Source organism: Cryobacterium zhongshanensis (genome assembly GCF_022760445.1).
Taxonomy (GTDB): Bacteria; Actinomycetota; Actinomycetes; order Actinomycetales; family Microbacteriaceae; genus Cryobacterium; species Cryobacterium algoricola.
Window position 1 is genome coordinate 147,445 of record NZ_JALGAR010000004.1, and the last position, 24,840, is coordinate 172,284.

Sequence of the window (24,840 nt, forward strand, 5' to 3'; positions counted from 1 at the left end):
CCTAGGCGACGACGGGGACGGCGACGGGCAGGGCCGCGACGCGGCGGACGAACGCCCCGAGGCGGCGGTAGACCTCCTGGGATTCCGGATGCCGGGCATCCTGCTGCCAGGTGTGGTGGGTGTTCGCCTGCCGCCGGTCGTAGATCAGGCTGTCCACCTGGATCGACCTGCGCTTGAGCGCCGCGATGAAGTTCAGGTTCGCCCGGTAGAAGTAGTCCCGCTCGCTCGTCGTGACGAAGACGGGCGGGAATCCGCTGTCGAGCCACTCGATCGGGTTCATGAACCGCGCCGCGGCCCGCAGCACGACTCCGCGGCCCCGCTCGGGCAGCAGCATCCGCAGGAAGTTGAGGCTCAGCACGAAGCCGCGCTCGAACATCACCGAGAGGTCGGCGATGCTGCAGTGCTGCACGAGCCCGCGGAGATTGCCCGGCTCGATGTGGGGTTCGATGCCGTAGTGGGCCGCGAGCTCCGGCTCGAAGGCGGATGCCGCGAGGAGCGCCGCAATGTGGCCGCCCGCCGAATCCCCACCGAGCACGATCCGGGTGGGGTCCCCGCCGAAGTCGGCGACGTTGCGCGCCACCCAGTCGAGCACCGCGTTGCCGTCCTCGAGCATGTGCCTGAGCTGGAACCGGGTGGCCATCCGATAGTTGGCGTTGACGACGATCATGCCGTCTGCGGCCTGGCTGGCACAGTACTTGGTGAGCGGCGCCTTGTCGCCGGAGGTCCAGCCGCCGCCGTGGAAGTACACGTAGACCGGGAGCGGTCCGGCCGCGCCGTGCGGCACCATCACGTCGAGCCGATGGTCGCGGCTCTCGTCCCCGACGTAGTCGATGTCGATGTGGTAGTCCACCGTCGAGATCGGCTGGAGGTTGAACCTGTGCAGTTCGCCGGGGGAGAGCCGGATCATCAGGGCCCGCCAGACCCAGACGGGAACACGGCGGAGGCTGGTTTCGCGGGTTTTCAGGGTGGTGCCGGCGGTCATGCGAGGGTGCTGCGGATCTGGTTCACAGCACGAACCTAGGGCCCGCGCGTGTGAGCAACCTGAGAGGACCTCATGTTTTCGCTATGGGCGGGTGTCAGGGGTGCAGCGCCGCCCCGCCGAAGGCGCCGGTCGCCTCGATGACCGCGCGGCCGAGGGTGTGGAACCGCAGGGTGAAACCGAGCACCGCGGGAGTCGACGCCGGGTCGAGGTCGAGAGCCGCGACATCCACCGCGTGCACGATGAACTGGTACCGGTGGGTGCCGGTTCCGGGCGGCGGGCTGGCGCCGATGAAAGAGGTGAGCCGCAGCTCGTTGGGCAGGGTGACCGCGCCGGCGGGCAGCAGCGCGCCGCCGGGGGCGCCGGCTCCGGCGGGCAGCGACGTCACGGAGGCCGGGATGTTGAAGACGGCCCAGTGCCAGAAGCCCGAGCCGGTCGGGGCATCCGGGTCGTAGAGAGTGACCGCGAAGCTCTTCGTCCCGGCCGGGAACCCGGCCCAGGACAGCTGCGGCGACCGCTCGAGGCCGCCGGCTCCCGCAGCGAACTGGGCGGCCGACAGCGGCGACCCGTCGGTCACGTCCGTGCTCGAGAGCGTGAAGAGCGGCACCTCGCCGTAGACGGCGAGCGGATCTGTGGCGGTCATGGGTCCTCCTGGCGACGGGGGTTCTTGTGCGGGGTGCCCCCAGTCTAAGTCCGCGCTACCCAGGAGCCGCGAAAGCAGAAACGGGCAGGAGCCGGCCGGTAAAATGGCGCGGTGGCCATTCCGAAGATCCTGCTGTACTACGTCTTCACGCCGCTCGCCGACCCCGAGGCGGTGCGCCTCTGGCAGCGTGACCTGTGCGAAGCGCTCGGCCTGCGCGGCCGCATCCTGGTCTCGAAGGACGGCCTGAACGGCACGATCGGCGGCGACCTCCCCGCCGTGAAACGCTACGTGCGGAAGACGCGCGAGTACCCGGCCTTCCGCGACATCGACTTCAAGTGGAGCGAAGGCACCGGGCTCGACGAGTCCGGCCTGAGCCTGGACTTCCCCCGCCTGGTGGTGAAGGTGCGCGAGGAGATCGGAGCTTCGGCGCCCCCGGCGAGCTCACGGTCACCGCGGCCGGCGTACAGGGCGGCGGCACCCGACTCTCCCCCGCCGCGCTGCACGAGCTCGCCGCCGAGCGCGGAGACGACCTGGTCTTCTTCGACGGCCGCAACTCCTTCGAAGCGGAGATCGGACGTTTCCGCGGCGCCGTCGTTCCCGACGTCGCGACGACCCGCGACTTCGCCGCCGAGCTCGACAGCGGCCGGTACGACCACCTCAAGGGCCGGCCGGTCGTGACGTACTGCACCGGCGGCATCCGCTGCGAGGTGCTCAGCTCGCTGATGAAGGACCGGGGTTTCGGCGAGGTCTACCAGCTCGACGGCGGCATCGTGCGGTACGGCGAGGCCTACGGAAACTCCGGCCTCTGGGACGGTTCGCTCTACGTCTTCGACAAGCGGATGTCCGTCGATTTCGCCGGGGACCCCGCGGTCCTCGGCCACTGCGCCTGCTGCGCGGCAGCGACGAACCAGATGCAGAACTGCCGCGAGCCGTCCTGCCGTGTGCAGCTCGTCGTCTGCCCGGGCTGCGCCGCTACGGCGCCCGCCTGCCCCGCGCACGCCTGACCGGCCGCGCGCGGGCGAACTCCCTGGCATCCCTGGCCGAGAGGGCGAGCAGAATCAGGATGTCGAAGGTCACGCTCACGAGCGAGGTCCGCAGTGTGATCGCGGCACCATTGACGGCGTAGTCGACGAAGCTCGCGACGATGCTCACCGTCGCGAATGACATCGCGACGATGCGCGCCCAGTTCCGGCCGAAGAACACGAATGCTGCGAAGCCGACATTGAGGGCGAGGACGACCCCGTACCCGGTCAGCAGGATCCCGAGAGCGACCCCGGCCGTCGCGGGGTCGACGGTGCCCGGCGGCTTCCCGTCGATCGCAACGGCCGAAACGAACTCGGGCCAGTCGAGTGCAGCGAGGACGATGACACCGAGACCCGACAGGACTCGCGCGGTGAGCATCAGGGCTCCGACGGTGATCGAGGCCGGCCGCCGCCGGGCAGCGGGCGCGGTCGGCGCGGCACTCCCCATCGGAGCCGCGCTCGATCCCGGTGACGGCGACGCCGCGCTCGTCGACGCGTCAGACGGCGCCGTCGGTACTGCGCTCGATCCCGGTGACGGCGACGCCGCAGAAACCGCCCGTGCGGCCGCGCTGCCGGGCACCGCGATGCCGGACACATCGACGACGGGCAGGTCCCCGTCCGTCTGGATAGTGTCGCCGCCGCCGTTGCGCGAGTGGTACCCGCTCGAGAAATCCCGGATCACGTGCATCCGTGCCCCTGAGCCGGCCTGCAGCAGCGAGTCGACGATGTGGTCCCGCTCGATGTCGGTGTCCTCGTCGATCTTGTGCGTGATCTGCAGGGTGAACAGCGAGAAGCCGACGGCGCGATCGAAGGTCCCCGCCGCGAGCCAGTCGACCCTGGTCCCGCCGGGGAGCAGCCAGCCGTCCGGGCAGCGCCAGAACCGCACGTGGTGCCGCTTGGCCGGGTTCTCGGCGACCTCCTGCTGGTAGGCGAAGTCCTGCATTCTGTCAAACAGGAACAGCGGGCTGACCGGCGCCTCGTCGTAACTGCGCCTGGCGAGCGTCGCCGAGATCATCCTCCAGGTCGTGCCCGGCGTGATGTCGTCCGCCCTCGTCCAGCCCGCCGCGGCGAGCGCGTGCTGAAGTTGCTCCGCCGAGCCGGTGATCGCGAGGTTGACCGGGTCGCCGAGGAGGCCGTCGCTCGTGCGGGTCCGGCCGATGAAGTAGTTGGGGACGTACAGCTGGGTCAGGATGCGGTGCAGCCTCGGCAGCACGAGGTAGGCGAGCAGCACCCAGAAGAGCACCGCGAACCAGAGCGCACCCCAGCCGAGCAGGAAGCTCTCGTTCACGAGCAGGACGGCGAGCCAGACCGCCGCGAGCCCCGCGAAGACGAAGAAGAACGCGTCGATGCCGGCGCTCAGCGAGAGCCGGCGCGGCACGACCCGCACCTTCTCTGGCACGGCGGCGGCGGTCATAGCGCTCATGCTACCGATTCGACCACCGGCTGGCGAGGGTCCGCGAGAGCACACTTGTGGCCCTTAAACCGCCGGGATATGGGCCGAAAGTGCGCTCTCGCGGAGGGGTTGGCCGGCGGGCGAGGGGCGGGAAGTAGGCTCGGAGCATGACTAGTGAGACTCGGTTCCACGCCATCGTCGTCGAACGGACCAGTGCGGAGGACGGCACGAAGACGCAGCACGCTGCGCTCACGCTCGTCGACGAGACCTTCCTGATGCCGGGCGACGTGACCATCGCCGTCGAATACTCGAGCCTCAACTACAAGGACGGACTCGCGCTCGCCGGCCGTCCCGGGGTCGTCCGCGTCTGGCCCCTCATCGCCGGGATCGACCTCGTCGGCACCGTCGAGTCGAGCGAGGACCCGCGCTGGGTGCCCGGAGACCGCGTCATCCTGAACGGCTCCGGCCTGGGCGAGAGCCACCACGGCGGCCTCGCCGAGCGTGCCAGGGTCTCCGGAGCCTCCCTGGTGCGACTGCCCGCCGGGATCAGCGCCCGACGGGCGGCCGCGATCGGCACCGCCGGCTTCACCGCCATGCTCGCCGTGCTCGCGCTCGAACGCGCTGGGATCACGCCGGACTCCGGTCCCGTGCTCGTGACCGGTGCCGCCGGCGGCGTCGGTTCGATCGCGGTCGCCCTGCTCTCGGCCGGAGGCTACCGGGTGACCGCCTCGACCGGCCGCGTCGGCGAGCTCGGCGGATACCTCCGCGGCCTCGGCGCCGAGACCATCCTGGACCGGAGCACCCTCTCCGAGCCCGGGAAGCCGCTTCAGGCCCAGCGCTGGGCCGCTGCCGTCGACTCCGTCGGAAGCGCCACCCTCGCCAATGTGCTCGCCCAGGCGAACTACGGCGCCGTGATCACCGCCTGCGGCCTCGCCCAGGGCGCCGACCTGCCGACGACGGTGATGCCCTTCATCCTGCGCGGGGTGAGCCTCGTGGGCATCAATTCCGTCGAGGCCCCCATCGCCCTGCGGGAGCAGGCCTGGTCTCGGCTCGAATCCGACCTCGACCTGACGCTCCTCGACGGCCTGACGTCGAACATCACGCTCGAGGAAGCCCTCACGGCGGCCGATGACATCCTCGCGGGTCGACTGCACGGGCGCACGGTCGTCTCGATCCACTGATAACGCGGTCAGACGCGATTTATTCGCGATCGAACCGCCCGGCGGCACTACCACAGCGGAGGCCCCTCACCAGATCCCCAGACTTTCGGCGCGCCGTAATCCCCCACTAGTGGGGGATACCTTGGAAAGAAATGAGCGTACCTTGCATAGCAGGAGCCCCCGTCCACCGGGGGTGACCGGCTCCAGACCACCCATTCTGGAACCGCACACAGGTAGTAATGCAGAGCACCGACTCATCCCCGAGGCGGCTGCTGTACTCCCCGAATAGAGTGATCCGCACGCACTCGTTACCCGAAACGAAGCGCCGTCTCATGAATGATCTCTTTTACCGACCCCCGGAACGGGCTGGACAGCTCCCCGGAGCCGTCGCATGAAGTCCAGCATCCACCGCGACACGCTGGGCGCGATCCTCGACCTCGCAACCGCCCCTCACGAGTCGGCCCTGCTGGTCGTCGGCGAGCCCGGGTCCGGTAAATCGCGCCTGCTCGCCTCCGTCGAACCGATCGCAGGGGTCGAGATCTTCCGGGTCAGGATCAATCCCGCGGAAGCCGGCTTCCCGCTCTCCGGTCTCTCGGCCTTCGTCGCCTCCTTCCAGAACCCGGCAGCGGCCGCGCTCTCCAGCGAGCTCCTCATCCCCGGTGAAGCGGATGCCCAGCTCGCCGCCCGCGCCGCGGAACTCCTCACCCTGATCCGTGACTTCACCCCCGCGACAACGCTGCTCCTGATCGACGACCTCGACCTGATGGACCTGGCGAGCCAAACCGTCTTCGCGATGGTCGCGGCGCGCCTCGGCGGCACGGGAATGCGCCTCGTGGGCACCGTGTGCGCGGAGCCGCCCGTCGGTCCGCTCGCCTCGCTCCCGCGCATCACCCTCGACCGCCTCAGCTTCGCCGAATCGATGATCCTCGCGACGGAGCTTCTCGGCCCCCAGTCCGATGAGGCGCTCCGCCGGATGCTCGCATCCTCCTCGTCGGGGAGCCCGTCCGAGCTCGCCAGGAACGCCCGGCTCCTGACCGGCAGGCACCTCGGGAACGCTGCTCCGGTCGCGCTGCCGTTCCGCGCATCGCGCGCCCCCTCGACCCGGACCTCGGAAGAACCAGACGACCAGCACCTCCTGCTGGCGATGCTGTCCTGCTCCTACCTGAGCAGCCAGGATCCGATCCGGCAGAGCGGCGACCCGCTCCGCGGCGCCCTCGAGGAGCTCCTGTCGGCGGGAACCGTCATCCGCGACGGCCGGTACCTCCGGATTTCGGACTCCGCGTTGCGGTCCCACCTCTACTGGTCCATCGACGCAGGCACCCGCGCCGAATTCCACGCCCGCGCCGCCCGCAGCGAGGCGGCGCCCGGCGGGGACCCCGGCCTCGCGGCGTGGCACCGCAGCTGGGCGGATGCCGGCAGCCTGTCCTCGGACGAACTGCTCGCCTCAGCGGCCGAATTCGCTCGGAGAGGCCTGATCTGGCAGGCCGTCGAACTCGCCGAACGCGCCCTGGCCCTCGCACTCGACGCGACGGGAAGCCCGGACGCCCTGCTCGAGGTCGCGGAGGCGCTGTACCGGCAGGGCGAACTCTCCTATGCTGCCCGCTACGCCAGGCTCGGCCAGCGCCGGCCCGGCTCGATCGCCACGGGCACACAGCTGGCCATCCTCCGCACCGGAATCGAATTCATGTCGACCCACCAGCTGCTCACGACGGACCTCGACGACTGGGTCGGGCCACGAGACGCGGGCAGCAGGGCGGAAGACCTCGTCCGCATGCTCGGCATGAGCGCCCTCAGCCATGCCGAACGCTGGGAGGTCGAGGCCGCGCGGGAAGCCCTCGCCAGGGGCCGCCATCTTCTCGAGAGCGCAACCCCGGAGGCGCGCGAACTCCACGAACTGTCCGCCCTGCTCCTCGGTGCTCTCGAGGGTGACCCAGGACCAGCGACCCGGATGTTCGAGAGGCTCTCCCGTCATGGCTGGACCGAGGAGACGAGCGCCCGCGCCCTGTCCGTCCTCGGCCGCAGCCTCACGTTCATCGACCGCTACGGCGACGCGAGGCGCGTGCTGCGCACCGTCGTCGGCCTCGAACCTCCGCCGGAGCCCCTCGTCCTGCAGACGGCGCGGTACTACCTCGCGGAGAACGAAATCCTCGCCGGCAACCAGTTCGAGGCCATGGCCATCATCGAATCGCTCACGGGCTCCGGCACGGAACAGGTGCACCGTCGCCCGCTCCAGCTCCTCACTGCCTGGTACTGGCAGGCTCGCGGAGACCGCGCGCGCGCGGACGCGGCGATCGAGCTCTGCAACCGCAGCTTCGCGACGAGCGACCATCCGGCACTCGCCGCCCGGCTCGTGGCCGACCAGGGCCGGTTCGCGCTCATGGAGGGCCGTTTCGACGATGCGATCGCGTTCCTGAGCCGGGCCGGCACCATCGGGTCCGCGTTCCGCAACCCCTCGCTGCTCCGGAGCCAGGTCGACCTGATCGAGGCATACGTCCTCTCCGGCCGCCTCCGGGAGGCCGTGATCCAGTTCCGTGAGTTCCGGGCGAGGGCCCGGCCCTTCCACAGCCGGTGGACGGTGCTCGCCTCTGCACGCGCCGAGGCCCTGCTGACACCCGGCGAGGCATCCGTCGCCGTCTTCGAACAGGCCGTGGGTCTCTGGCAGCCGGGCGATTCGCAGTTCGAGCAGGGCCGCACCCTCCTGAGCTATGCCGACCGGCTCGTGAGCCTCGGGCACGGCAGGGAGGGCGCGGACCAGTACCTGGCCGCGCGGATGATCTTCACCCAGCTCGGCGCCATCCCGTGGGCCAGAAAAGCGGATGCCGTCCGTCTCGGCACCCACGCCCCGAGCGTCAATCCCCTCCTCGCGGCCCTCGCCCCCGACGAACGGCTCGTCGCCGAACTCGTGCAGCAGGGCAAGCGGAACAAGGAGATCGCCGCGGAGCTGTTCGTTTCCCTGCGCACGGTCGAGGTGCGACTCACGCGCACGTACAACAAACTCGGCGCCAAGTCCCGGTCGCACCTGATCGCACTGCTGTCCGGTTCCGGCGCGATGCTCGCGGACGGCGCGGCGAGCGGGATGATCTGATCAGCGACCCCGCACGGGCGCCCCGCCCGCGTGGCCGGGCGCCCGGCCGGGGTCGTGCTATCCCGGAAGGGCGTCGCCGACCGCGATCCCGGAGCCGACCGCCGTGTTGCTCCGTCGTTCCGGGCTCTTCCAGGTGCCGCTCGACCGGCCGAAGAACGCCTGCGGGATGGTCCGCAGGCAGATGAAGGCGTCGACGATGCGCACGAGCGGGAAGCCGATCCCGAGCACGAGGTAGTGCACCCGCCCGGTCACGATCACGACCAGGATCGTGAGCAGGTAGTCCGGCACCAGCACCCCGATGACGATGGAGGCCGGGGGAACCGCCTGTGCGACCGCGATCGACACCGGGTCGGCCGAGACCTCTCCCCAGGCCGCCGCAGCCAGCGACACGAGGAGCAACGGAAGGAAGATCAGCATCATGATGCTGCTCGTCACGAGTTCGAAAACGTAGAGGGCGAGGGCCCCCCAGAAGGTCCCGAACCGGAAGCCGTGCCGGCGGACCGTCTGCCAGAAGCCGAGCGTCCAGCGGCGCAGCTGTTTCGTGTAGTCCCGGAAGGTGTCGGGATCCTGGGTGTACGCGATCGCCGCGAGGGGGTGGAACGCGATGCGGCCGAGCCGCTTGGCATGCACCTCGAATGTCATGTTGAAGTCCTCGATCGCGAGCCCGGGGGCGGAGATGTCGATATCGGCGAGGATCCGGCTGCGGTACATGCTCGCGAAGCCCGGGACGATCGACACCACGTTCGCGAAGCGGGCGGCCTGACCGTACTTGAGGAGGAACTGCACGACCACGTAGAACCGTTCGCGATACGCCACGAGAAAACGTCCGAGCCGGGTCGGCGACGGCGGGTCCGTGACCGTCGCGGCACGGCCGGCGACGGCGACGACCCCCGGATCGTCGAAGTAGGGCAGGCCCGTCTCCATGTAGTCGTCCGCGAGCTGCGTGTCCGCGTCGAGCAGCATCACGATCTCGAAGCGTTCGGCGAGCCGGAAGTGCGCGATCGCGGCGACGAGTGCACCGGCCTTGCCGCGATTGGGCAGGAGCTCGACGACGTTCGCCCCGCTCTCCTCCGCGATCACGGCCGTCGCGTCCTTCGACGCGTCAGACGCGATGAAGATATTGCCGGCGGGCACGAGCCTGGCCGCCGAGCGGATCGTGTTCCGGATCACGAGTTCTTCGTTGTGCGCCGCGATCAGCACGGCAACGTCGTTCGGGGTGAGGCGGCGGGCCGCTCCCACGCCGGCCGTGCCTGCCGTCGACTGCGCGAGCCGGTGGCGCGCGCTCCGCGGCCGGTTCCGGAACGCCTGCGCAACGACCCGGCCCAGACCGACCGTGCCCCACAGCGCCGTGTTCACCCCGACCACGAGGACGAGCACCACGATCAGGCTCAGCATGTGACTCTCCGTCGGCCGGCCGGCGGAGGGGTCGCGCCGGTGGTCCGACCGTACACGCGGGACAGGGCGCCCGCGACGGCGGACAACTGCGGTTAACCACATCCGGATGCGGGATGCCCACACGAACCCGCAGAGTCCGATCCATGGGTTGCCCGGATCGCAACATCTGCAGAGACTGGCCGCGGGAACACCACCTGCCGCGCCCCGCCGAGTCCCGAAACTCCTCGCGGCGCCAGCGGCGCATCCGCGAACCGACTTACCCAAACAAAGGACCTGGAATGTCAATCGAAATCGTCGACGACTCTTCCCTGCCGCTCACCCACCAGAGTCGCCAGCGCACGACCGCGGACGCCCTGCTCATCCCGGTCATCCCCCGCACCCAGTTCGACTTCGACGTCGCGATCGTGGGCCTGGGTTACGTCGGGCTGCCGACGGCGCTGTCCCTGCACGCCGCCGGCCTCCGGGTGCTCGGCGTCGACGTGAGCGAACGCCGGCTCGCCGTGATCCGCAGCGGCGAAGCCGACCTGCTCGAGTCTGACCGTGACCGCCTCGAGACGGCGATGGCGGGCGACGGCTTCCAGATCACGGGCGACACCTACCGGCTCGGCGACGCGGCAGCGGTCATCATCTGCGTCCCCACCCCGATCGACGAACACCTCACGCCCGACCTCGAGATCCTCGCGAGCGCGTGCACGATGGTCGTCGATGCCGCCGTGCCCGGCCAGCTCCTGATGCTCACATCCACGACGTACCCCGGCTGCACGAGGGACCTCCTCGTCACCCCGCTGCTCGTGCGCGGCCTGACCGCAGGCAAGGACATCTTCGTATCCTTCAGCCCGGAACGCATCGACCCCGGCAACGACCGCTACGCCCACGAGGACGTGCCGCGGGTGGTCGGAGGAGCAACCCCGGCCTGCCAGGCCGCGGGAGCCGCCCTCCTCGGCCGCTACGCGCGCAACATCCACGGCGTCAGCTCCCTCGAGGTCGCCGAGATGAGCAAGCTCCTCGAGAACACCTTCCGGGCGGTGAACATCGCCCTGGCGAACGAATTCGCCGAGGCGTGCCTCGCGCTCGGGCTGTCGGTCATCGAGGTCATCAATGCCGCTGCGACGAAGCCGTACGGCTTCATGCCCTTCTTCCCCGGCGCCGGCGTCGGCGGGCACTGCATCCCGTGCGATCCGCACTACCTGCTCTGGCAGCTCCGCAAGGCCCACGTCGACGCGCCGGTCATCGAACACGCGATGAGCGAGATCGCCGGCCGCCCGCGCCGGGTACTCGAACGGGTGCGCGAAACCCTCGCAGACCAGGGCAAGCCGCTCCGCGGCTCACGCGTGCTCGTGGTCGGGATCTCGTACAAGCCCAACGTCGCCGACCTCCGCGAGTCGCCGGCCCTGGAGATCCTCAGCATGCTGGCGGACCAGGGCGCGGACGTCGGATTCCACGACCCGTTCTTCGGCGCCGTGCGGCTCAGGAACGGGAGTGAGCTCACCGCGACGGTCGACCCGGACGCATTCGGCGCCGACCTCGTTGTCCTGCACACCGACCACGACAACGTCGACTGGGAGTGGCTGTCCCCCGAGGTCCTCGTGCTCGACACGACCTACCGTCGCACCGACCTGCCCCGCCGCGTGCAGCTCTGACCTCTTGATTCCCGGGCGGATGTCGGGGGCACGTCCTGCCCCCGGCATCCGTTGCCCTGCCCACCCTTTCGATCGGAGAACCACCGTGAAATCATTGATCACCGGCGGCGCCGGCTTCATCGGCAGCCACCTCACCGAATACCTGTTGCAGCAGGGCGACGACGTCATCGTGCTCGACGACCTCTCCACGGGCTCGCTCCGCAACCTCGCGAGGGTCAGCGACAACCCCCGGTTGCGGTTCGTCCAGGGCAGCATCCTCGACAAGGCGCTCGTCACCGGCCTCGTGAACGGACGCGACCGGGTGTTCCACCTCGCTGCGGCCGTCGGCGTCAAGCTCATCGTCGAGGAGCCCCTGACGAGCCTGCGCACCAATATCCACGGCACCGAGAACGTCCTCGACGCCTGCGTCGCGGCCGGGGCGACCCTGCTGCTCGCGTCCACAAGCGAGGTCTACGGGAAGAACACCGCTGACAGCCTCGACGAGGAGTCCGACCGCATCCTCGGGTCCGCTCTCAAGTCCCGGTGGACGTACGCGGCCGCGAAAGGCATCGACGAAGCCTTCGCTCACGCGTACTGGCGCGAATACGGCCTCCCGGTCGCCATCGTGCGCCTGTTCAACACCGTCGGACCCCGCCAGACCGGCCGGTACGGCATGGTCTTCCCCAACCTCGTCGGCCAGGCGCAGCGCGGGGAACCGCTGACGGTCTTCGGCGACGGACGCCAGACCCGGTGCTTCTCCTACGTCGGCGACATCGTGCCTGCGCTGGTCCGGCTCGCCGAGACGCCCGCCGCGTACGGCCGCGCCGTCAACATGGGCGGCGCCCAGGAGATCTCGATCCTCGGCCTCGCCGAGCGCGTGATCGACGTGCTCGGCTCGACGAGCAGCATCAGCCTGATCCCCTACGAGCAGGCGTACGCCCCCGGCTACGAGGACATGCGTCGTCGGGTCCCCAACAACGGCCTCGCGCGGAAGCTCGTGGACTTCGAACCGAGGACCCCGCTCGACGACGTGATCCGGAACGTGGCCGGCGCTGCGGTGGCCGGCGGGAACGGCAACGAGGCGATGGCCCTCGCGGGTTCGCCGCTGCATCCCCACGACCCCGGCCTCGTCGCCGTCGGCGGCCAGACGCCCGAGGCGCGCTGATGTGCGGGATCATCGCCTGTCGCGCCATCGAACCGGCGCCCGGCTACCTGATCGCGGGGCTGAAGCGGCTCGAATACCGCGGCTACGACTCGGCGGGCATCGCCGTGACCGCGGCGGACGGCACGACGGCCGTCTTCCGCACGACCTCCCGGGTCGATTCCCTGACCGGGCTCGTCGACGGGTGGGCCGGCCCCCTGCTCGCGGGCACCGGCATCGGCCACACCCGCTGGGCGACCCACGGCGGGGTGAGCGAGCAGAACGCTCACCCCCACCAGGACTGCGAGGGCCGGGTGAGCGTCGTGCACAACGGCATCCTCGACAACGCGGACCGGCTGCGTGCCGAGCTCGTGCACGCCGGGCACCGGTTCTCCTCCGAGGTCGACAGCGAAGTCATCTGCCACCTCGTCGAAGACCGGCTCCTCGTCTCCGACGACCTGCTCGACGCCGTGAGCGGCGCGGTCGCCCAGCTGACCGGATCGTGGGCCCTCGTCGTCCTCGATGCCCGGACGGGGCGGATGGTCGCCGCCGCGCACCGCTCGCCGTTGCTCGCCGCCCGCTCCACGGCCGGCGTCTTCCTCGCGAGCGACATCTCGGCGATCGGCGACTGGGTCGAGGAGTTCCACATCCTCGCGGACGGCGACGTCATCGAGGTGACGAACGACCTGGTCTGGACGCATGCGGGTACCCCCGTCGCCGTACCGACGGCCATTCCTCGGCCGCCGCGGCCGACCTTCTCGCTCACCCTCGAGGCCGACGACCACATGGCGGCGGAGATCCTCGAACAGCCGGAGGCGGCGACCCGCCTGCTCGAGGAGGTCGGCGGACGAATCGCGACCGGTGCGCTCTGGAACGACCTCGGCCTTCCGCGGTTCGACCGGATGCGCGTTGTCGCGTGCGGCACCTCCCTGAATGCCGGCGAAGTGATCGGTTCGGCACTGAGCCGTCTGGGCGGGCTCGCGCATTCCTCCGTCGTCGCGAGCGAGGCGGCCGGTTCGGTCGTCGAGCCGGGCACCCTGACGGTGATGATGAGCCAGTCAGGCGAGACCGCGGACGTGCTCCGCGCCCTCGACGAGAGTCCGGAGGGGTTCCCCGTGCTCGCCCTCGTCAACAACGTCCACTCGACGCTCGGCCGCAAGGTCGACGCTGTGCTGAGTTGCTCGGCGGGGCCGGAGATCGGGGTCGCGGCGACCAAGACCTTCGTCTGCCAGATCCTCGTCGGCACGGGGCTGGTGATCTCGTCGCTCGTCGCGAGCGGCCGGATGGACACCGCACAGGCCCGCCGGCTCGTCAACGACCTCTACCTCGTTCCCGAACAGCTCGCGGAGGCCGCCGCCGCGGCGCGGGCGCTGCTCCCTCCCCTCGTCGACGAGGTGCGCGGCGCGAAGGGCTTCCTCTTCCTGGGCCGTGGAGCCGGCGTCGCCTACGCGGCGGAGGGCGCCCTCAAGCTCAAGGAGATCACCTATCGCTGGGCGGAGGCGTACCCGGCCGGCGAGCTCAAGCACGGTCCGCTCGCCCTCGTCGAACAGGGCACGCCCGTCGTCGTGGTGGACGACGGTGACCCCCGGCTCGCCGGGAACATCGCGGAGGTGCGGGCGCGCGGCGGCCGCATCATCACGATCGGCCGGGCCGGCAGCAGCATCGAGGTCCCGTTGTCCCTCGCAGCGCCGTGCGGACCGCTCGCGGCCGTCGTCCCGCTGCAGATGCTCGCACTCGGCCTCGCCGTCGAGCTCGGCTTCGACGCGGACAAGCCCCGCAACCTCGCCAAGTCGGTCACCGTCGACTGAGCGGGGTCACCGGACGGGTGGCCGGCCCGAGCCTGCTACCGGTCCGCTGGGAAGGTGGTGAAGATCAGCCGTGAGCGGGCGCGTGGCCGGATAGCATCTCAACGCCGTCGGCTGCCGACCCGGTTGGGGGCGTCCTGAGTGCTGGAGGAGGGTGAATGCCGCAAGACGATGAGACAGGGGGTGTGACCCCCCGTCGGCGCACGCTCCTGATCAGCCTCCTCGCGATCGGCCTGACGATCCTGGCCGTGCTCACGATCGTGCTGTCGACCGCTCCCCGCCCCGGCCAGAGCACGGCGACCCCCTCGGCCACCCGGCCGCCCGGAACCCCGACACCCGGCGGGAGCCCCACACCGCCGGTGAGCGCAAGCCCGACGGCACCCGCCGCCGGCGCATACCCCTGGCACACCGGGATCGTTTCGACCACCTTCTGGGTCGGTGAGATCTTCGACCCGAACGCCGCGGACGGCAGCCAGGTCTATTCGACCTACGACTCGGGGTGGATGGAGAGCTACGGCGGCTGCGACGGCGTCCGGACCGCCGATGACTGCCAGACCGAGGTGCGCACGGCGGCCAACGACTACTTCCCGACCCAGCTGGCACCAAAGGAGAACCCGTTCTACCTCGACCTGCCGTTCGACGACCTCAACGACGCCCAGGCGTTCGCGACCCGCGAGCGGGTGGTGCCGTGGGCCGTCCAGTCCGCGTACGCGGGTTCGGCGGGCGATGACACCGTCAGCCTGATGAAGAACCGGTGGGTGCGCATCCGCTCGAACGGGCAGACGTGCTACGGCCAGATCGAGGACGCCGGGCCCGGCCAGTACCACGACGCCGCCTATGTGTTCGGTGCCGACGATGCCCGACCGGCCAACAAGAAGTTCAATGGCGCGGGCATGGACGTCTCCCCCGCGTTGAACGGCTGCCTGCGCTTCAGCGACATCAACGGTGAGAACGACACGGTCGACTGGCAGTTCGTCGAGGCGGCGGACGTGCCGCCGGGGCCCTGGACGAAGATCGTCACCACGAGCGGCGTGCGCCCGTAGCCCCGGAACTGCGAACTGCGACCTGGGACCTGCGACCTGCCGGAGCTACAGCTTGAGCGAGGCGATCAGGTCGGGGGCGTGGTTCGTCGTGAGGATGACGCGCGAGAAGTCTTCGTCGACGAGGTCGATGACGACGGCCTGGCGGCGGCGCTTGATCGCGAGGAAGTCCTTGCCGCCGTGGAACTTCCAGGTGCCGACCGCGAGCACGAGCGGAACCTCGAGGCCGGGGGCGCGGATCCCGCGGATCCAGATCCACGGGTCGTCCGTGATCGTCACCGAGCGGATGTTGTCCCGCGCGACGACGATGTCCTCGCGGCGGAAGGCCAGCGTCTTTTCGGCCTTCGTCAGGTGTACCTCGAGCCGATCAGGATGAACGCGCAAGGAAGCCATAGGCCTAGTCTGCCCCGTTCGGCCGGTAAAACGGCTGCCGAAACCTCACAATGCAGTAACGCGGCACTGTGCGCTCCGTCAGTCGGGGGCCACGGCGGCCGCCGCGGCCTTCGCCGCGGCGGGCAGGGCGTCGAGAATCCACTCGATCGCCTGGTCGTCGTGGGCCGCCGAGACGAACCAGGCCTCGAACACCGAGGGCGGCAGGGACACCCCGGCGTCGAGCATCGCGTGGAAGAACGGGCCGTACCGGAAGGACTCCTGGCGCTGCACGGCCGCGTAGTCCCGCGGGGGGTGCGCAGCGGCATCCGCCCCGAAGGCGAAGCTGAACAGGTTGCCCGCCCGCTGCACGCTGTGCGCGACGCCTTCTGCGGACAAGGCGGCCGAGACGGCGTTCGAGAGCAGCAGCGCCGTCGCATCGAGCCGCGGGTAGACGGAGTCGTCGAGGGCGCGCAGGGTGGCGATGCCCGCCGCGACGGCGACCGGGTTCCCGGACAGGGTGCCGGCCTGGTAGACCGGGCCTGCGGGGGCGAGGTAGTCCATGACCTCGGCGCGCCCGCCGAGGGCCGCAACGGGCAGGCCGCCGCCGATGACCTTGCCGAACGTGAAGAGGTCGGGAGTGTACGGCTTCGCGGGAGTCTCTCCCGCGTTGTCGAGGCCCCAGTAGCCGGCCGGACCGACCCGGAACCCGGTGAGCACCTCGTCGATGATGAGCAGCGCCCCGTAGGAGTGCGCGAGCTCGGTGAGTGCTGCGTTGAAGCCGGGGTCCGGCGCGACGACGCCCATGTTCGCGGCGGCGGCCTCGGTGATGACGGCGGCGATCCGCCCCGGGTGGGCCTCGAACGCGGCGCGTACGGCCTCGAGGTCGTTGTACGGGAGCACGAGTGTCTGCGCGGCCGTCGCAGCGGTCACGCCTGCGGAACCGGGCAGGGCGAGGGTCGCGAGCCCGGAGCCGGCCTGGGCGAGGAGACCGTCGGAGTGGCCGTGGTAGTGGCCGGCGAACTTGATCAGGAGCTCACGGCCGGTGAAGCCGCGGGCGAGGCGGATGGCGGTCATGGTCGCCTCCGTGCCCGTCGACACGAGGCGCAGCTTCTCGACGGCCGAGACGCGGCCCTCGATCAGCTCGGCGAGTTCGGTCTCGCCCGGAGTGGATGCGCCGAAGGACAGGCCGAGTGCCGCAGCGGCCTGGACGGCGTGGACGACCTCCGGGTGCGCGTGGCCGAGGATCGCCGGCCCCCAGGAGCTGACGAGGTCGACGTACTCGCGGCCGTCGGAGTCGGTGACATAGGCGCCGGAGGCCTTCACGAGGAACAAAGGCGTGCCGCCGACCGAGCGGAAGGCCCGGACCGGCGAGTTCACTCCGCCGGGGATGGCGCGCTGGGCGCGGGCGAACAACTCGTCGTTACGGGTCATCACTTCTGGTTTCCTTCGGTGAGCCACGCGGCGAGCTCGACGGCCCAGTAGGTGAGCACGGCGTCTGCGCCGGCCCGGCGGATGCTGAGCACCGATTCCTCGATCGAACGGCGGCGGTCGATCCAGCCCTGGGCCGCTGCCGCCTCGATCATCGCGTATTCGCCGGACACCTGGTATGCCCAGACCGGGACGTCGCTCACGGCGGCGACCTCCGCGAGCACATCGAGGTAGCTGCCGGCCGGCTTGACCATCACGACATCCGCGCCCTGTTCGATGTCGAGGAGGGCTTCGCGCACGCCCTCCCTGCGGTTGGCCGGGTCGAGCTGGTAGCTGCGCCGGTCTCCGGTGAGCGTCGACTGTACGGCCTCGCGGAACGGGCCGTAGAACGCGGAGGCGTACTTCGCCGAATAGGCGAGCACGGCGGTGTCCTGGAAGCCGGAACCGTCGAGGGCCGCACGCACGGAGGCGACCTGGCCGTCCATCATCCCGCTGAGCCCGAGCAGCCGGGAACCGGAGGCGGCCTGGATGAGCGCCATCTCGTTGTACCGCTCGAGGGTCGCATCGTTGTCGACGCTGCCGTCGAGGGCGAGCACGCCGCAGTGGCCGTGGTCGGTGAATTCGTCGAGGCACAGGTCGGTCTGCACGACGAGGGCGTCGCCGACCTCGTCGGCAATGGCCCGGGTGGCGACGTTGAGGATTCCCCGCGGGTCGGTCGCGCCGGAGCCGACGGCGTCGCGCACGTCCGGCACTCCGAAGAGCATCACACCACCGATGCCTGCGGCGGCGGCCTCGGCCGCGGCACGGCGGGCGCCGTCGATCGAGTGCTGCACCACGCCGGGCATGGAGGTGATGTCCACCGACTCCCGCCCTTCGCGGACGAACATCGGCAACACGAGTTCGGCGGGGTGCAGACGGGTCTCACTGGCGAGCCGGCGGAGCGAGGCACTCGAACGCATCCGTCGAGGCCGAATAACTGGAGTAATCACCCATCCACCCTACCCACGCCGTCTCCACGTTCCCCGCAGTCCCGCGAGAGTACGATTTTGGCCCCTAAGACCGCGGTTTAAGGGCCAAAATTACGCTCTCGCGGGAGGCGGGAGGCGGGAGGCGGGAGGCGGTGGGCGCGAACGGGCGGAGCTCGGCGGAGCCGCGCGAGGCGTGGCGGAGGGGGAACCGGAGCTAGCGGAGTTCGGCGAAGTGCGCGAGCGCCTCGATGAGGGCCTCTGCGCTGGGGGCCTCTGCGACGAGGTCGACGCGGAGGCCGAGCGCCGCGGCGTCCTTGGCGGTGCGCGGACCGATGCAGGCGACGAGGGTCGTCTCGGGAACCGGCCCGAACTGCGCCTGCACCTGTTCTGCGACACTGCCCGAGGTGACCAGGAGCGCCTGCACCTTGCCAGCCGCGACATCCGCGACGACCCGCGGGTCGACGGGCACCCCGATGGTGCGATAGGCGACGACCGACTCGACCTCGTGGCCGATCCGGCGCAGACCCTCGGTCAGCAGGGGCTTGGCGATCTCGGAACGCAGGGTGAGGATGCGCAGGGGGACGACACCCTGGGTGGCGGCCTCCCACTCGGCGAGCAGGCCCCTGGCGGAGTTGTCTTCAGCGGGAACGAGGTCGACGCGGTAGCCCGCGGCGATGAGCGCGGCCGCGGTGGTCTCGCCGACCGCGGCGATCCGGGTGCCGGGAGCCACAACGGCGCGGTGCGAGGAGAGGACGTCGACAGTGGTCGCACTCGTGATCGTCATCCAGTCGAAGTCCCCGTCCGCGAGGCGGGCGAGTGCGGCGTCGAGGGCCGGGGCATTGTCCGTCGCGGCGAAGTTGATCATCGGGGCCACGATCGGCTGCGCGCCGCGCGAGCGGAGGTCTGCGGCGACATGGTCGCCCCACGGGCCGCCGCGCGGAACGAGGACCCGCCAGCCGGCCAGCGGCTTGGTGGGATTGGAGAGGGTCTTGTAGCGCCAGGTCATTTCTTAAGAAGTCACCTTCATGGGGGCAAAATCGGCAGCCCCGCCTTGGATCAGATCACGGGCCACACGCTCGGAGACGTCCTGGGCGGCCTCGACCAGGTGGGTGACGGAATGTGAATCGGGCGTCGCGGCGTGCGAACTCACGATACTTCGGGCACCATCAGGACTGTACACCGTCGCCGTCAGGAACAACAGGCCGTCGTCGATCGCCGCCATCGCCCCGATCGGGGCGGCACAGCCGGCCTCCAGCCGCTCGAGCACGAGCCGTTCCGCGGTCGTGGTGGCCTGGCTCGTCGCGTGGTTGATCGCGGCGAGGGCGGTGCCGAGCGGGCGATCGAGCCTGCCCTCCCTGACCTCGATCGCGAGGGAACCCTGACCTGCCGCGGTCGGCCAGTCGGAGAGCTCGAGGTACTCGCCCTCGACCGCGCTCAGGAGGCCGAGCCTGCTGAGACCGGCCGCTGCGAGCACGACGGCGTCGAGGTCGCCCGCGGTGACCCGGGCGAGCCGGGTGTCTACGTTGCCGCGGATGTCGACGACGGTCAGGTCCGGGCGGGCTTTCAGGAGCTGGGCCACCCGGCGGGGAGACCCGGTGCCGACGCTGGCACCCTCGGGGAGGGTCTCGAGGGTCAGTCCGTCGCGTGCGCAGAGCACGTCGCGGGCGTCCGCGCGGCGCGGCGTGGCGCCGACGACGAGCCCGGGATACCGGGCGGTCGGGAGGTCCTTGAAGGAGTGCACGACCGCGTCGCAGTCACCGTTCAGCAGGGCCTCGCGGAGGGCGCTCGCGAACACACCTGTCCCGCCGAGGCCGGACAGGGGCTCCGTCGAGGTGTCGCCGTGGGTCGTGATCACGACGAGCTCGACCTCGGTGCCCGCTGCCGCCGCGATCCGGTTGGCGACCGCCTGGGTCTGGGCGAGCGCGAGGGCGCTCCCCCGGGTGCCGATCCTGATCGCGCTCACGGTGCGATCCCGGCGAGGGCGGGCTTGAAGCCGAGGCGCACGTTCTCGCAGCAGCCCGGCCGGCACACGTCGTACCAGGGTCCGAGCGGGGTCATCGCCGGTCGATCGGCCGCCGGCGTGTCGTCGAGGCGCTCGACCACGAGGTCGATCAGTCCACTCACGTAGGCCGGGTCGACGCCGGGCGTCGGCACGCGCACCGAGAACAGTCCCTGTTCCTGCGCCGTCTCCGTCGCCTCGTTGTCGAGGTCCCACATGACCTCCATGTGGTCGCTCACGAAGCCGAGCGGCACGATGACGACGGCACGGATGCCCCTGGCCGGGAGCAGCCGGATGGCGTCGTTGATGTCCGGCTCGAGCCAGGGCATGCTCGGCGGCCCGCTCCGGGACTGGAAGACGAGCTGCCACGGGGTCTCGCTCGCCGCGGCATCCGCTGCGGCGACGGCGGTCATCACCGTGTGCGCGACGGCGAGGTGCTGGGCCTCGTAGGCGCCGCCCTCACCGAAGCCGCGCTCCGCGGGTCCGCTCTTCGCCGCATCGGTCGACGGGATCGAATGGGTCGAGAACAGGACCTCCACCTCGGTGGCGAGGTCGATGCCGGGGATCCGGGCTGCGACATCCGCAAGGCCCGTGCTGACGCCGGTGATGAACGGGGTCACGAAGCCGGGGTGATCGAAGAACTGACGGACCTTGTCGATGTGCACGACGCCGGTGAGGCCCGTGGTCTCGAGCGCGGCCGCGAGATCTTCACGGTACTGGCGGCAGCCGGAATACGAGCTGTACGCGCTCGTGACGATCGCAAGCAGGCGGTCCTGGCCGTTGGTGTGGGCCTCGGCGATGACATCGCGGAGGTAGGGGTCCCAGTTGCGGTTGCCCCAGAGCACGGGGATGTCGATGCCGCGGCGGTCGAGTTCGGCCTCGAGCGCGGCCCGGAGGACGCGGTTCTGGGCGTTGATCGGGCTGATGCCGCCGAAGTGGCGGTAGTGCGTCGCGACCTCTTCGAGGCGCTCCTCCGGGATGCCGCGGCCGCCCGTGACGTTGCGGAGGAAGGGGATCACGTCGTCCTGGCCCTCCGGGCCGCCGAAGCCGGCCAGCAGAATGGCGTCGTATGTTGTCACTACTGGAGCACCTCGACGAGTTCCGCGGTGGAGATGCGGCGGCCGGTGTAGAACGGGACCTCTTCGCGCACGTGGCGGCGGGCCTCGGTGTTGCGGAGCTCCCGCATCAGGTCGACGAGCTCGGTGAGCTCGTCGCTCTCGATCGGGAGGAGCCACTCGTAGTCGCCGAGGGCGAACGCGGAGACGGTGTTCGCGATCGCACCGCGGAAGGCCGCGCCCTTGCGGCCGTGGTCGGCGAGCATGGCGCTGCGCTCCGCCTCCGGGAGCAGGTACCACTCGTAGCTCCGGACGAACGGGTAGACGGTCAGCCAGGCCTTGGGCTCGACACCGCGCAGGAAGCCGGGCACGTGGCTCTTGTTGAACTCGGCGTCGCGGTGCACGCCCATCGCGTTCCAGGTCGGGAGCAGGCTCTTGAGGAGGCGGCTGCGGCGCAGCTCCCGGTTGGCCCACTGCAGGGTCTCGGCCTCTGCCGCGTGGGTCCAGATCATCAGGTCCGCGTCGGCGCGGAGGCCGGAGACGTCGTAGAAACCGCGGACGGTGACGCCCTCCGCCTCGACGAGTTCGACGATGTCGTCGAGCTCGAGCACAGCGTGCGGGACGTCGCGGCCGTCGAGGTCGTCCGGGTTCGTCGGGTCCTTGCGAAGCACTGCGAACAGGGTGAAGCCCTGGGGCGATGCCGCGCTCGTTGCGCCACCCGTGAGGGTGTCGGCGTCGGGGGCGGGGTGGGAAGAGGTTACTGCCTCTCCGGCAGCCGGCTGAGTCATGAGTACAGTCTCTACTTTTTTGTGACCAGAGCCAAAAGACTCAGCCGGCGCCCGGCCGGGCACGCCCGTCCGGGCGGTCTCAGTCGTCGAGGACGGCCCTGAGCGCGAACCAGACGGCGGCGCCGACCGCGAGGGCGCTGCCGAGAGCGACCCCGAGCAGTGCCGTGGGGTTCTCCTCGCCGAGCTTGTGCAGGCGGCGCCTGGCGAGGCGCTCCTTGTCACGCAACCGCTTCGGGACGTTGAGCTTGTACTCGATCGCGTCGAGGGTCAGCGCGAGCTGGGCGCGCGCGGCGGTCGCCTCTGCGCGCAACTCGTGCGTCGACTTCGACGGAGTCGCCGCTGCACCGGTCGTCTTGCCCTGGTCAGTGCTCATAGTCTCCGACTCCCTTGATCGCATCTGCGTCCCGGCGGATGCTTGCCGCGAGGCCGTCCGGGTCCGCGCGCGTTCCGGCCTTCACCCGGTTGACCCCGATCAGCACGAGGATCCCGGCGACGAGGAGCAGGGCCACCGCGACGATGAGCGTCGCGAGCCAGAGCGGCAGCACGAGCGCGAGGGCGATCACGGCGAGCGCGACGAAGACGATGACCGCGAGGAATGCGAATACCCCGGCCACGACGAAGAGCCCGATGCCGAGACCGATGTTCTTCGCCTTGCCCGCCACCTCGGACTTGAAGGCCTCGATCTCCGCGTGGATGAGCGCGGCGATCTGCCCCGGCAGCTCGGAGACGAGGGTGATCAGGGTCTTGCGCGGCCGCGGGCCGAACCCGCCCGCGCGGACGCCCTCTGTCGGTGCTCCGGTGTCCGACGGCGATCCGGTCACAGTGAGGATGCTTCCGATGTGGGCGCACCCGGGTCGGGGGTGCCGTGGGCGGGGGTCGCCGACGAGGCGGCAGACGGCGCGGACGGCGCGGACGGCGCCGGGCGTTTCGTGGACCAGGACGTGCCGTACTTCGGGCCCGAGCCGGCGGCATCCGTTGCCTTCGCGGTCTTGTCCGCGAGAGTGCCGACGAGTTTCTTGCCGGCGTTGATGAGAGCGGCCGGCACGTCGCCGACCCGCTCGAGTGCGAAGTCGCGGACCTCGGTCACGCGGCGCTGCACGGGGTCGGCGTTCCAGAGGCTCTCTGCGGAGGCCACGATCTGGTCGTAACGCTTACGCCCGGCACGTGCGCCCAGGACGTAGCCGACGAGTCCACCGGTGATAAAAAGAAGCTTTCCCCGCATGTGTCACTCCATTCTTCGTCGTTCACGTACGTCTCAGAGTATCCCGCCTGCGGAAACGGTGAAGGGCGAACTGCCGGACCACTGGGCAGAACGGCTCAGTGAACCAGCGCGTCGCGGCGGGTGCGGCCGGCGGTCGCGAGGGCGTCGGGGATGACGGAGGCGAGCCCGGTTCCGGAGAGCCAGGCGCCGGTGACCTCGAGCCCTTCGAGTGCCGCGACGGCCCGGCGCACCTGGTCGACGCGGTCGCGGGCGCCGACGGTCGCCGGAGAGAGCGCGTCGCCCCACCGGGTGCGGTCGAAGCCGAGCAGCTGCCCGGCCGAGAGCGGCGTGCCGAGGATGGCCGAGGCATCCGCGAGGGCGAGGGCGAGGAATTCGTCGTCGGTGAGGAGGGCGCCCGGATTCTTCTTCCCCGCGCGGCCGTAGGACAACCGGAGCACGTGCACGCCGGGACCCGCTTCCGCGGCGACCCAGTCCCATTTCGCAGTGACGTGCGTCAGCGCCTTGGCGGTCACACCGGGCGCGCCCGCTGCGACGAGGACCCCGGTGCCGCGGGGGTGCGTGTCGAGCTCGGGGGCGGCGAGCACGAGGGTGGCGAGTTCGATCGGGGTCGGCTTCGGCCAGTGCAGGGCGCCGAGCGCCTTCTGCTGCGGGCCGAGGGGCGCGATGAGGGCGAGGGCCTGGGCACCGGGTGTCGCCAGGATGACGAACCGCGCCGAGAGCGTCTCCGGCAGGTCCCCGGCTTCGAGGTCGCCCGGCCCGGCCGTCGCGGCCTGCGGCACGGGGGCATGCGGCGCTTGCACCGGGTGCTGCGTTTCCGCCGGGTGCTGCGCTTCCGCGGCGTCGGGTGTTCCGGAGGTGCCGGGCTCTTCGGGGGCTTCCGGGCGGGGCGCGATCGTGACCTGCCAGGGTTCGGCCGGGGTGGGGCGGATGCGGGTGACGACGGCCTCCGTGACGACCTCGACGTCGAAGCGGTCGAGTTCGGAGCGGAGCGCGGCCACGAGGCCGGCCATGCCGCCGCGAAGCCCGGCCACGGCGGAGCCGGCGGGTGCGGCGCTGCGCAGGGACAGCACGGCTCCGGACAGCGATCCGGTCACGGTGAGGGCGGCGTTGAGGCCGGGAGCCACGACGTCGACCTCGAGGTCGTCGGCCGACGAGGTGTAGACGCCGGCGGTGACCGGCTCGACGAGGCGTTCGAGGACGCGGCGGCCCATCCGTTTGCGGACGAGTTCGCCGAGGCTGTGCTCCCTGCCGATCGTGAGCACGGGCATCAGCCGGTCGAGCCAGGCCCGCATCGCTCCCGACCAGCCGATCACACGGCGGACATCTTCGGCGAGCGGGGAGCCGGGGATGCCGAGCACGCCGGCCCGGGGCATCGGCGCGCTCACCGGGGCGCCGCCCGGACGCTCAGACGGCAGGTAGAGCCACGCGCCGGCGGGGTTCGGCTGCACGACCCGGTCGGAGAGACCGAGTCCTTCGATGAATTCGGCGACGGCGTTGCGGCGCACCGCGAAGCTCTCCGCCCCGCTGTCCAGGGTGAGCCCGGCGACCTCGTGGCTCGCGAGCGCCCCGCCGAGGTCGGTGCCCGCCTCGAGCACGGTGACGCTCAGCCCGACGCGGGCGCACTCGCGGGCAGCCACGAGGCCGGCCACCCCGCCGCCGATGACGACGACGTCACGCACGCCGCTCATCCGCTCGCCCCGCAGTGCTTCGCTCATCGCGCGCCGGC

Annotated in this window: 21 protein-coding genes and 1 pseudogene; 7 read left to right on the forward strand and 15 right to left on the reverse strand. The window is 70.7% G+C overall.

Going from position 1 to position 24,840, the window contains the following annotated elements; translation table 11 throughout:
* Position 1: 1 nt before the first annotated feature.
* Together MQH31_RS14865 and MQH31_RS14870 are read right to left on the reverse strand one after the other, a co-directional pair.
* Positions 2-982, reverse strand: coding sequence for an alpha/beta hydrolase (locus MQH31_RS14865; protein WP_241976229.1), 981 nt, complete (start codon positions 980-982; stop codon positions 2-4).
* A gap of 94 nt (positions 983-1,076) precedes the next feature.
* Positions 1,077-1,622: a YbhB/YbcL family Raf kinase inhibitor-like protein gene (locus MQH31_RS14870; protein ID WP_243012705.1), complete on the reverse strand. Its 546-nt coding sequence runs from the start codon at positions 1,620-1,622 to the stop codon at positions 1,077-1,079.
* Between the two features lie 111 nt (positions 1,623-1,733).
* Between MQH31_RS14870 and trhO the strand changes: the two are divergent.
* Positions 1,734-2,626 (forward strand): annotated as a pseudogene (gene trhO, locus MQH31_RS14875) (oxygen-dependent tRNA uridine(34) hydroxylase TrhO).
* On the opposite strand, the gene MQH31_RS14880 reads toward trhO, so the two are convergent.
* The gene (locus tag MQH31_RS14880; RefSeq protein ID WP_372488166.1) at positions 2,595-4,067 is read right to left on the reverse strand and encodes an LssY C-terminal domain-containing protein; all 1,473 of its coding nucleotides are present in this window, start codon (positions 4,065-4,067) and stop codon (positions 2,595-2,597) included. The pseudogene trhO and the gene MQH31_RS14880 sit on opposite strands and share 32 nt — an antisense overlap.
* A gap of 137 nt (positions 4,068-4,204) precedes the next feature.
* Between MQH31_RS14880 and MQH31_RS14885 the strand changes: the two genes are divergently transcribed.
* Together MQH31_RS14885 and MQH31_RS14890 are read left to right on the forward strand one after the other, a co-directional pair.
* The gene (locus MQH31_RS14885; RefSeq protein ID WP_243012706.1) at positions 4,205-5,218 is read left to right on the forward strand and encodes an MDR family oxidoreductase; all 1,014 of its coding nucleotides are present in this window, start codon (positions 4,205-4,207) and stop codon (positions 5,216-5,218) included.
* Between the two features lie 370 nt (positions 5,219-5,588).
* Positions 5,589-8,282 (forward strand): helix-turn-helix domain-containing protein, encoded by a 2,694-nt coding sequence (locus tag MQH31_RS14890; RefSeq protein ID WP_243012707.1) that lies wholly within the window; start codon positions 5,589-5,591, stop codon positions 8,280-8,282.
* 57 nt (positions 8,283-8,339) lie between these two features.
* On the opposite strand, the gene MQH31_RS14895 is transcribed toward MQH31_RS14890, so the two are convergent.
* Complete coding sequence (locus MQH31_RS14895) at positions 8,340-9,677, reverse strand: glycosyltransferase family 2 protein (RefSeq protein WP_243012708.1); 1,338 nt, start codon at positions 9,675-9,677, stop codon at positions 8,340-8,342.
* 278 nt (positions 9,678-9,955) lie between these two features.
* Here MQH31_RS14895 and MQH31_RS14900 point away from each other — a divergent pair, with 278 nt between their 5' ends.
* The 4 genes from MQH31_RS14900 (at position 9,956) to MQH31_RS14915 (ending at position 15,285) form a co-directional block, all read left to right on the forward strand.
* On the forward strand, positions 9,956-11,317 hold the full coding sequence (locus MQH31_RS14900) for a nucleotide sugar dehydrogenase (RefSeq protein WP_243012709.1): 1,362 nt from the start codon (positions 9,956-9,958) through the stop codon (positions 11,315-11,317).
* An 85-nt stretch (positions 11,318-11,402) separates the two neighbouring features.
* Positions 11,403-12,461: an NAD-dependent epimerase/dehydratase family protein gene (locus tag MQH31_RS14905; RefSeq protein WP_243012710.1), complete on the forward strand. Its 1,059-nt coding sequence runs from the start codon at positions 11,403-11,405 to the stop codon at positions 12,459-12,461.
* Positions 12,461-14,245 carry a glutamine--fructose-6-phosphate transaminase (isomerizing) gene (glmS, locus tag MQH31_RS14910; RefSeq protein ID WP_243012711.1) on the forward strand — a complete coding sequence of 595 codons (1,785 nt, stop codon included), beginning with the start codon at positions 12,461-12,463 and terminating at the stop codon, positions 14,243-14,245. The genes MQH31_RS14905 and glmS overlap by 1 nt, the downstream gene beginning before the upstream one ends.
* Before the next feature lie 182 nt (positions 14,246-14,427).
* Positions 14,428-15,285, forward strand: a complete 858-nt coding sequence (locus MQH31_RS14915) for a hypothetical protein (RefSeq protein WP_243012712.1) — start codon at positions 14,428-14,430, stop codon at positions 15,283-15,285.
* Positions 15,286-15,330: 45 nt separating this feature from the next.
* Here MQH31_RS14915 and MQH31_RS14920 read toward each other — a convergent pair whose 3' ends face one another.
* From MQH31_RS14920 to MQH31_RS14970, 11 genes are all read right to left on the reverse strand, one after another.
* On the reverse strand, positions 15,331-15,675 hold the full coding sequence (locus MQH31_RS14920; protein WP_134534628.1) for a hypothetical protein: 345 nt from the start codon (positions 15,673-15,675) through the stop codon (positions 15,331-15,333).
* 78 nt (positions 15,676-15,753) lie between these two features.
* The gene (gene hemL, locus MQH31_RS14925) at positions 15,754-17,085 is read right to left on the reverse strand and encodes a glutamate-1-semialdehyde 2,1-aminomutase (protein ID WP_243012713.1); all 1,332 of its coding nucleotides are present in this window, start codon (positions 17,083-17,085) and stop codon (positions 15,754-15,756) included.
* A complete protein-coding gene (gene hemB / locus MQH31_RS14930; RefSeq protein WP_372488173.1) occupies positions 17,085-18,068 on the reverse strand; it encodes a porphobilinogen synthase in 984 nt (327 codons plus the stop codon). The genes hemL and hemB overlap by 1 nt, the downstream gene beginning before the upstream one ends.
* A 196-nt stretch (positions 18,069-18,264) precedes the next feature.
* On the reverse strand, positions 18,265-19,056 hold the full coding sequence (locus MQH31_RS14935; protein ID WP_134534630.1) for a uroporphyrinogen-III synthase: 792 nt from the start codon (positions 19,054-19,056) through the stop codon (positions 18,265-18,267).
* Positions 19,057-19,059: 3 nt separating this feature from the next.
* Complete coding sequence (hemC, locus tag MQH31_RS14940) at positions 19,060-20,013, reverse strand: hydroxymethylbilane synthase (RefSeq protein ID WP_243012714.1); 954 nt, start codon at positions 20,011-20,013, stop codon at positions 19,060-19,062.
* Positions 20,010-21,128: a ferrochelatase gene (locus tag MQH31_RS14945; RefSeq protein WP_243012715.1), complete on the reverse strand. Its 1,119-nt coding sequence runs from the start codon at positions 21,126-21,128 to the stop codon at positions 20,010-20,012. The genes hemC and MQH31_RS14945 overlap by 4 nt, the downstream gene beginning before the upstream one ends.
* Complete coding sequence (hemQ, locus tag MQH31_RS14950; protein WP_134534633.1) at positions 21,128-21,892, reverse strand: hydrogen peroxide-dependent heme synthase; 765 nt, start codon at positions 21,890-21,892, stop codon at positions 21,128-21,130. Before hemQ ends, MQH31_RS14945 begins: the two co-directional genes overlap by 1 nt.
* Before the next feature lie 79 nt (positions 21,893-21,971).
* Positions 21,972-22,265: a DUF3618 domain-containing protein gene (locus tag MQH31_RS14955; RefSeq protein WP_134534634.1), complete on the reverse strand. Its 294-nt coding sequence runs from the start codon at positions 22,263-22,265 to the stop codon at positions 21,972-21,974.
* Positions 22,255-22,713, reverse strand: coding sequence for a phage holin family protein (locus MQH31_RS14960; RefSeq protein WP_243012716.1), 459 nt, complete (start codon positions 22,711-22,713; stop codon positions 22,255-22,257). The genes MQH31_RS14955 and MQH31_RS14960 overlap by 11 nt, the downstream gene beginning before the upstream one ends.
* The gene (locus MQH31_RS14965; protein WP_243012717.1) at positions 22,710-23,114 is read right to left on the reverse strand and encodes a YtxH domain-containing protein; all 405 of its coding nucleotides are present in this window, start codon (positions 23,112-23,114) and stop codon (positions 22,710-22,712) included. Before MQH31_RS14965 ends, MQH31_RS14960 begins: the two co-directional genes overlap by 4 nt.
* 95 nt (positions 23,115-23,209) lie before the next feature.
* The gene (locus tag MQH31_RS14970) at positions 23,210-24,829 is read right to left on the reverse strand and encodes a protoporphyrinogen/coproporphyrinogen oxidase (RefSeq protein ID WP_243012718.1); all 1,620 of its coding nucleotides are present in this window, start codon (positions 24,827-24,829) and stop codon (positions 23,210-23,212) included.
* Between the last annotated feature and the right edge of the window lie 11 nt (positions 24,830-24,840).

Bases quoted from the DNA above. Each gene is read 5' to 3' on its own strand.
- MQH31_RS14865 (WP_241976229.1), bottom strand. From the start codon at position 982: ATGACCGCCGGCACCACCCTGAAAACCCGCGAAACCAGCCTCCGCCGT.
- MQH31_RS14870 (WP_243012705.1), bottom strand. From the start codon at position 1,622: ATGACCGCCACAGATCCGCTCGCCGTCTACGGCGAGGTGCCGCTCTTC.
- MQH31_RS14880 (WP_372488166.1), bottom strand. From the start codon at position 4,067: ATGAGCGCTATGACCGCCGCCGCCGTGCCAGAGAAGGTGCGGGTCGTG.
- MQH31_RS14885 (WP_243012706.1), top strand. From the start codon at position 4,205: ATGACTAGTGAGACTCGGTTCCACGCCATCGTCGTCGAACGGACCAGT.
- MQH31_RS14890 (WP_243012707.1), top strand. From the start codon at position 5,589: ATGAAGTCCAGCATCCACCGCGACACGCTGGGCGCGATCCTCGACCTC.
- MQH31_RS14895 (WP_243012708.1), bottom strand. From the start codon at position 9,677: ATGCTGAGCCTGATCGTGGTGCTCGTCCTCGTGGTCGGGGTGAACACG.
- MQH31_RS14900 (WP_243012709.1), top strand. From the start codon at position 9,956: ATGTCAATCGAAATCGTCGACGACTCTTCCCTGCCGCTCACCCACCAG.
- glmS (WP_243012711.1), top strand. From the start codon at position 12,461: ATGTGCGGGATCATCGCCTGTCGCGCCATCGAACCGGCGCCCGGCTAC.
- MQH31_RS14920 (WP_134534628.1), bottom strand. From the start codon at position 15,675: ATGGCTTCCTTGCGCGTTCATCCTGATCGGCTCGAGGTACACCTGACG.
- hemL (WP_243012713.1), bottom strand. From the start codon at position 17,085: ATGACCCGTAACGACGAGTTGTTCGCCCGCGCCCAGCGCGCCATCCCC.
- MQH31_RS14935 (WP_134534630.1), bottom strand. From the start codon at position 19,056: ATGACCTGGCGCTACAAGACCCTCTCCAATCCCACCAAGCCGCTGGCC.
- hemQ (WP_134534633.1), bottom strand. From the start codon at position 21,892: ATGACTCAGCCGGCTGCCGGAGAGGCAGTAACCTCTTCCCACCCCGCC.
- MQH31_RS14955 (WP_134534634.1), bottom strand. From the start codon at position 22,265: ATGAGCACTGACCAGGGCAAGACGACCGGTGCAGCGGCGACTCCGTCG.
- MQH31_RS14965 (WP_243012717.1), bottom strand. From the start codon at position 23,114: ATGCGGGGAAAGCTTCTTTTTATCACCGGTGGACTCGTCGGCTACGTC.
- MQH31_RS14970 (WP_243012718.1), bottom strand. From the start codon at position 24,829: ATGAGCGAAGCACTGCGGGGCGAGCGGATGAGCGGCGTGCGTGACGTC.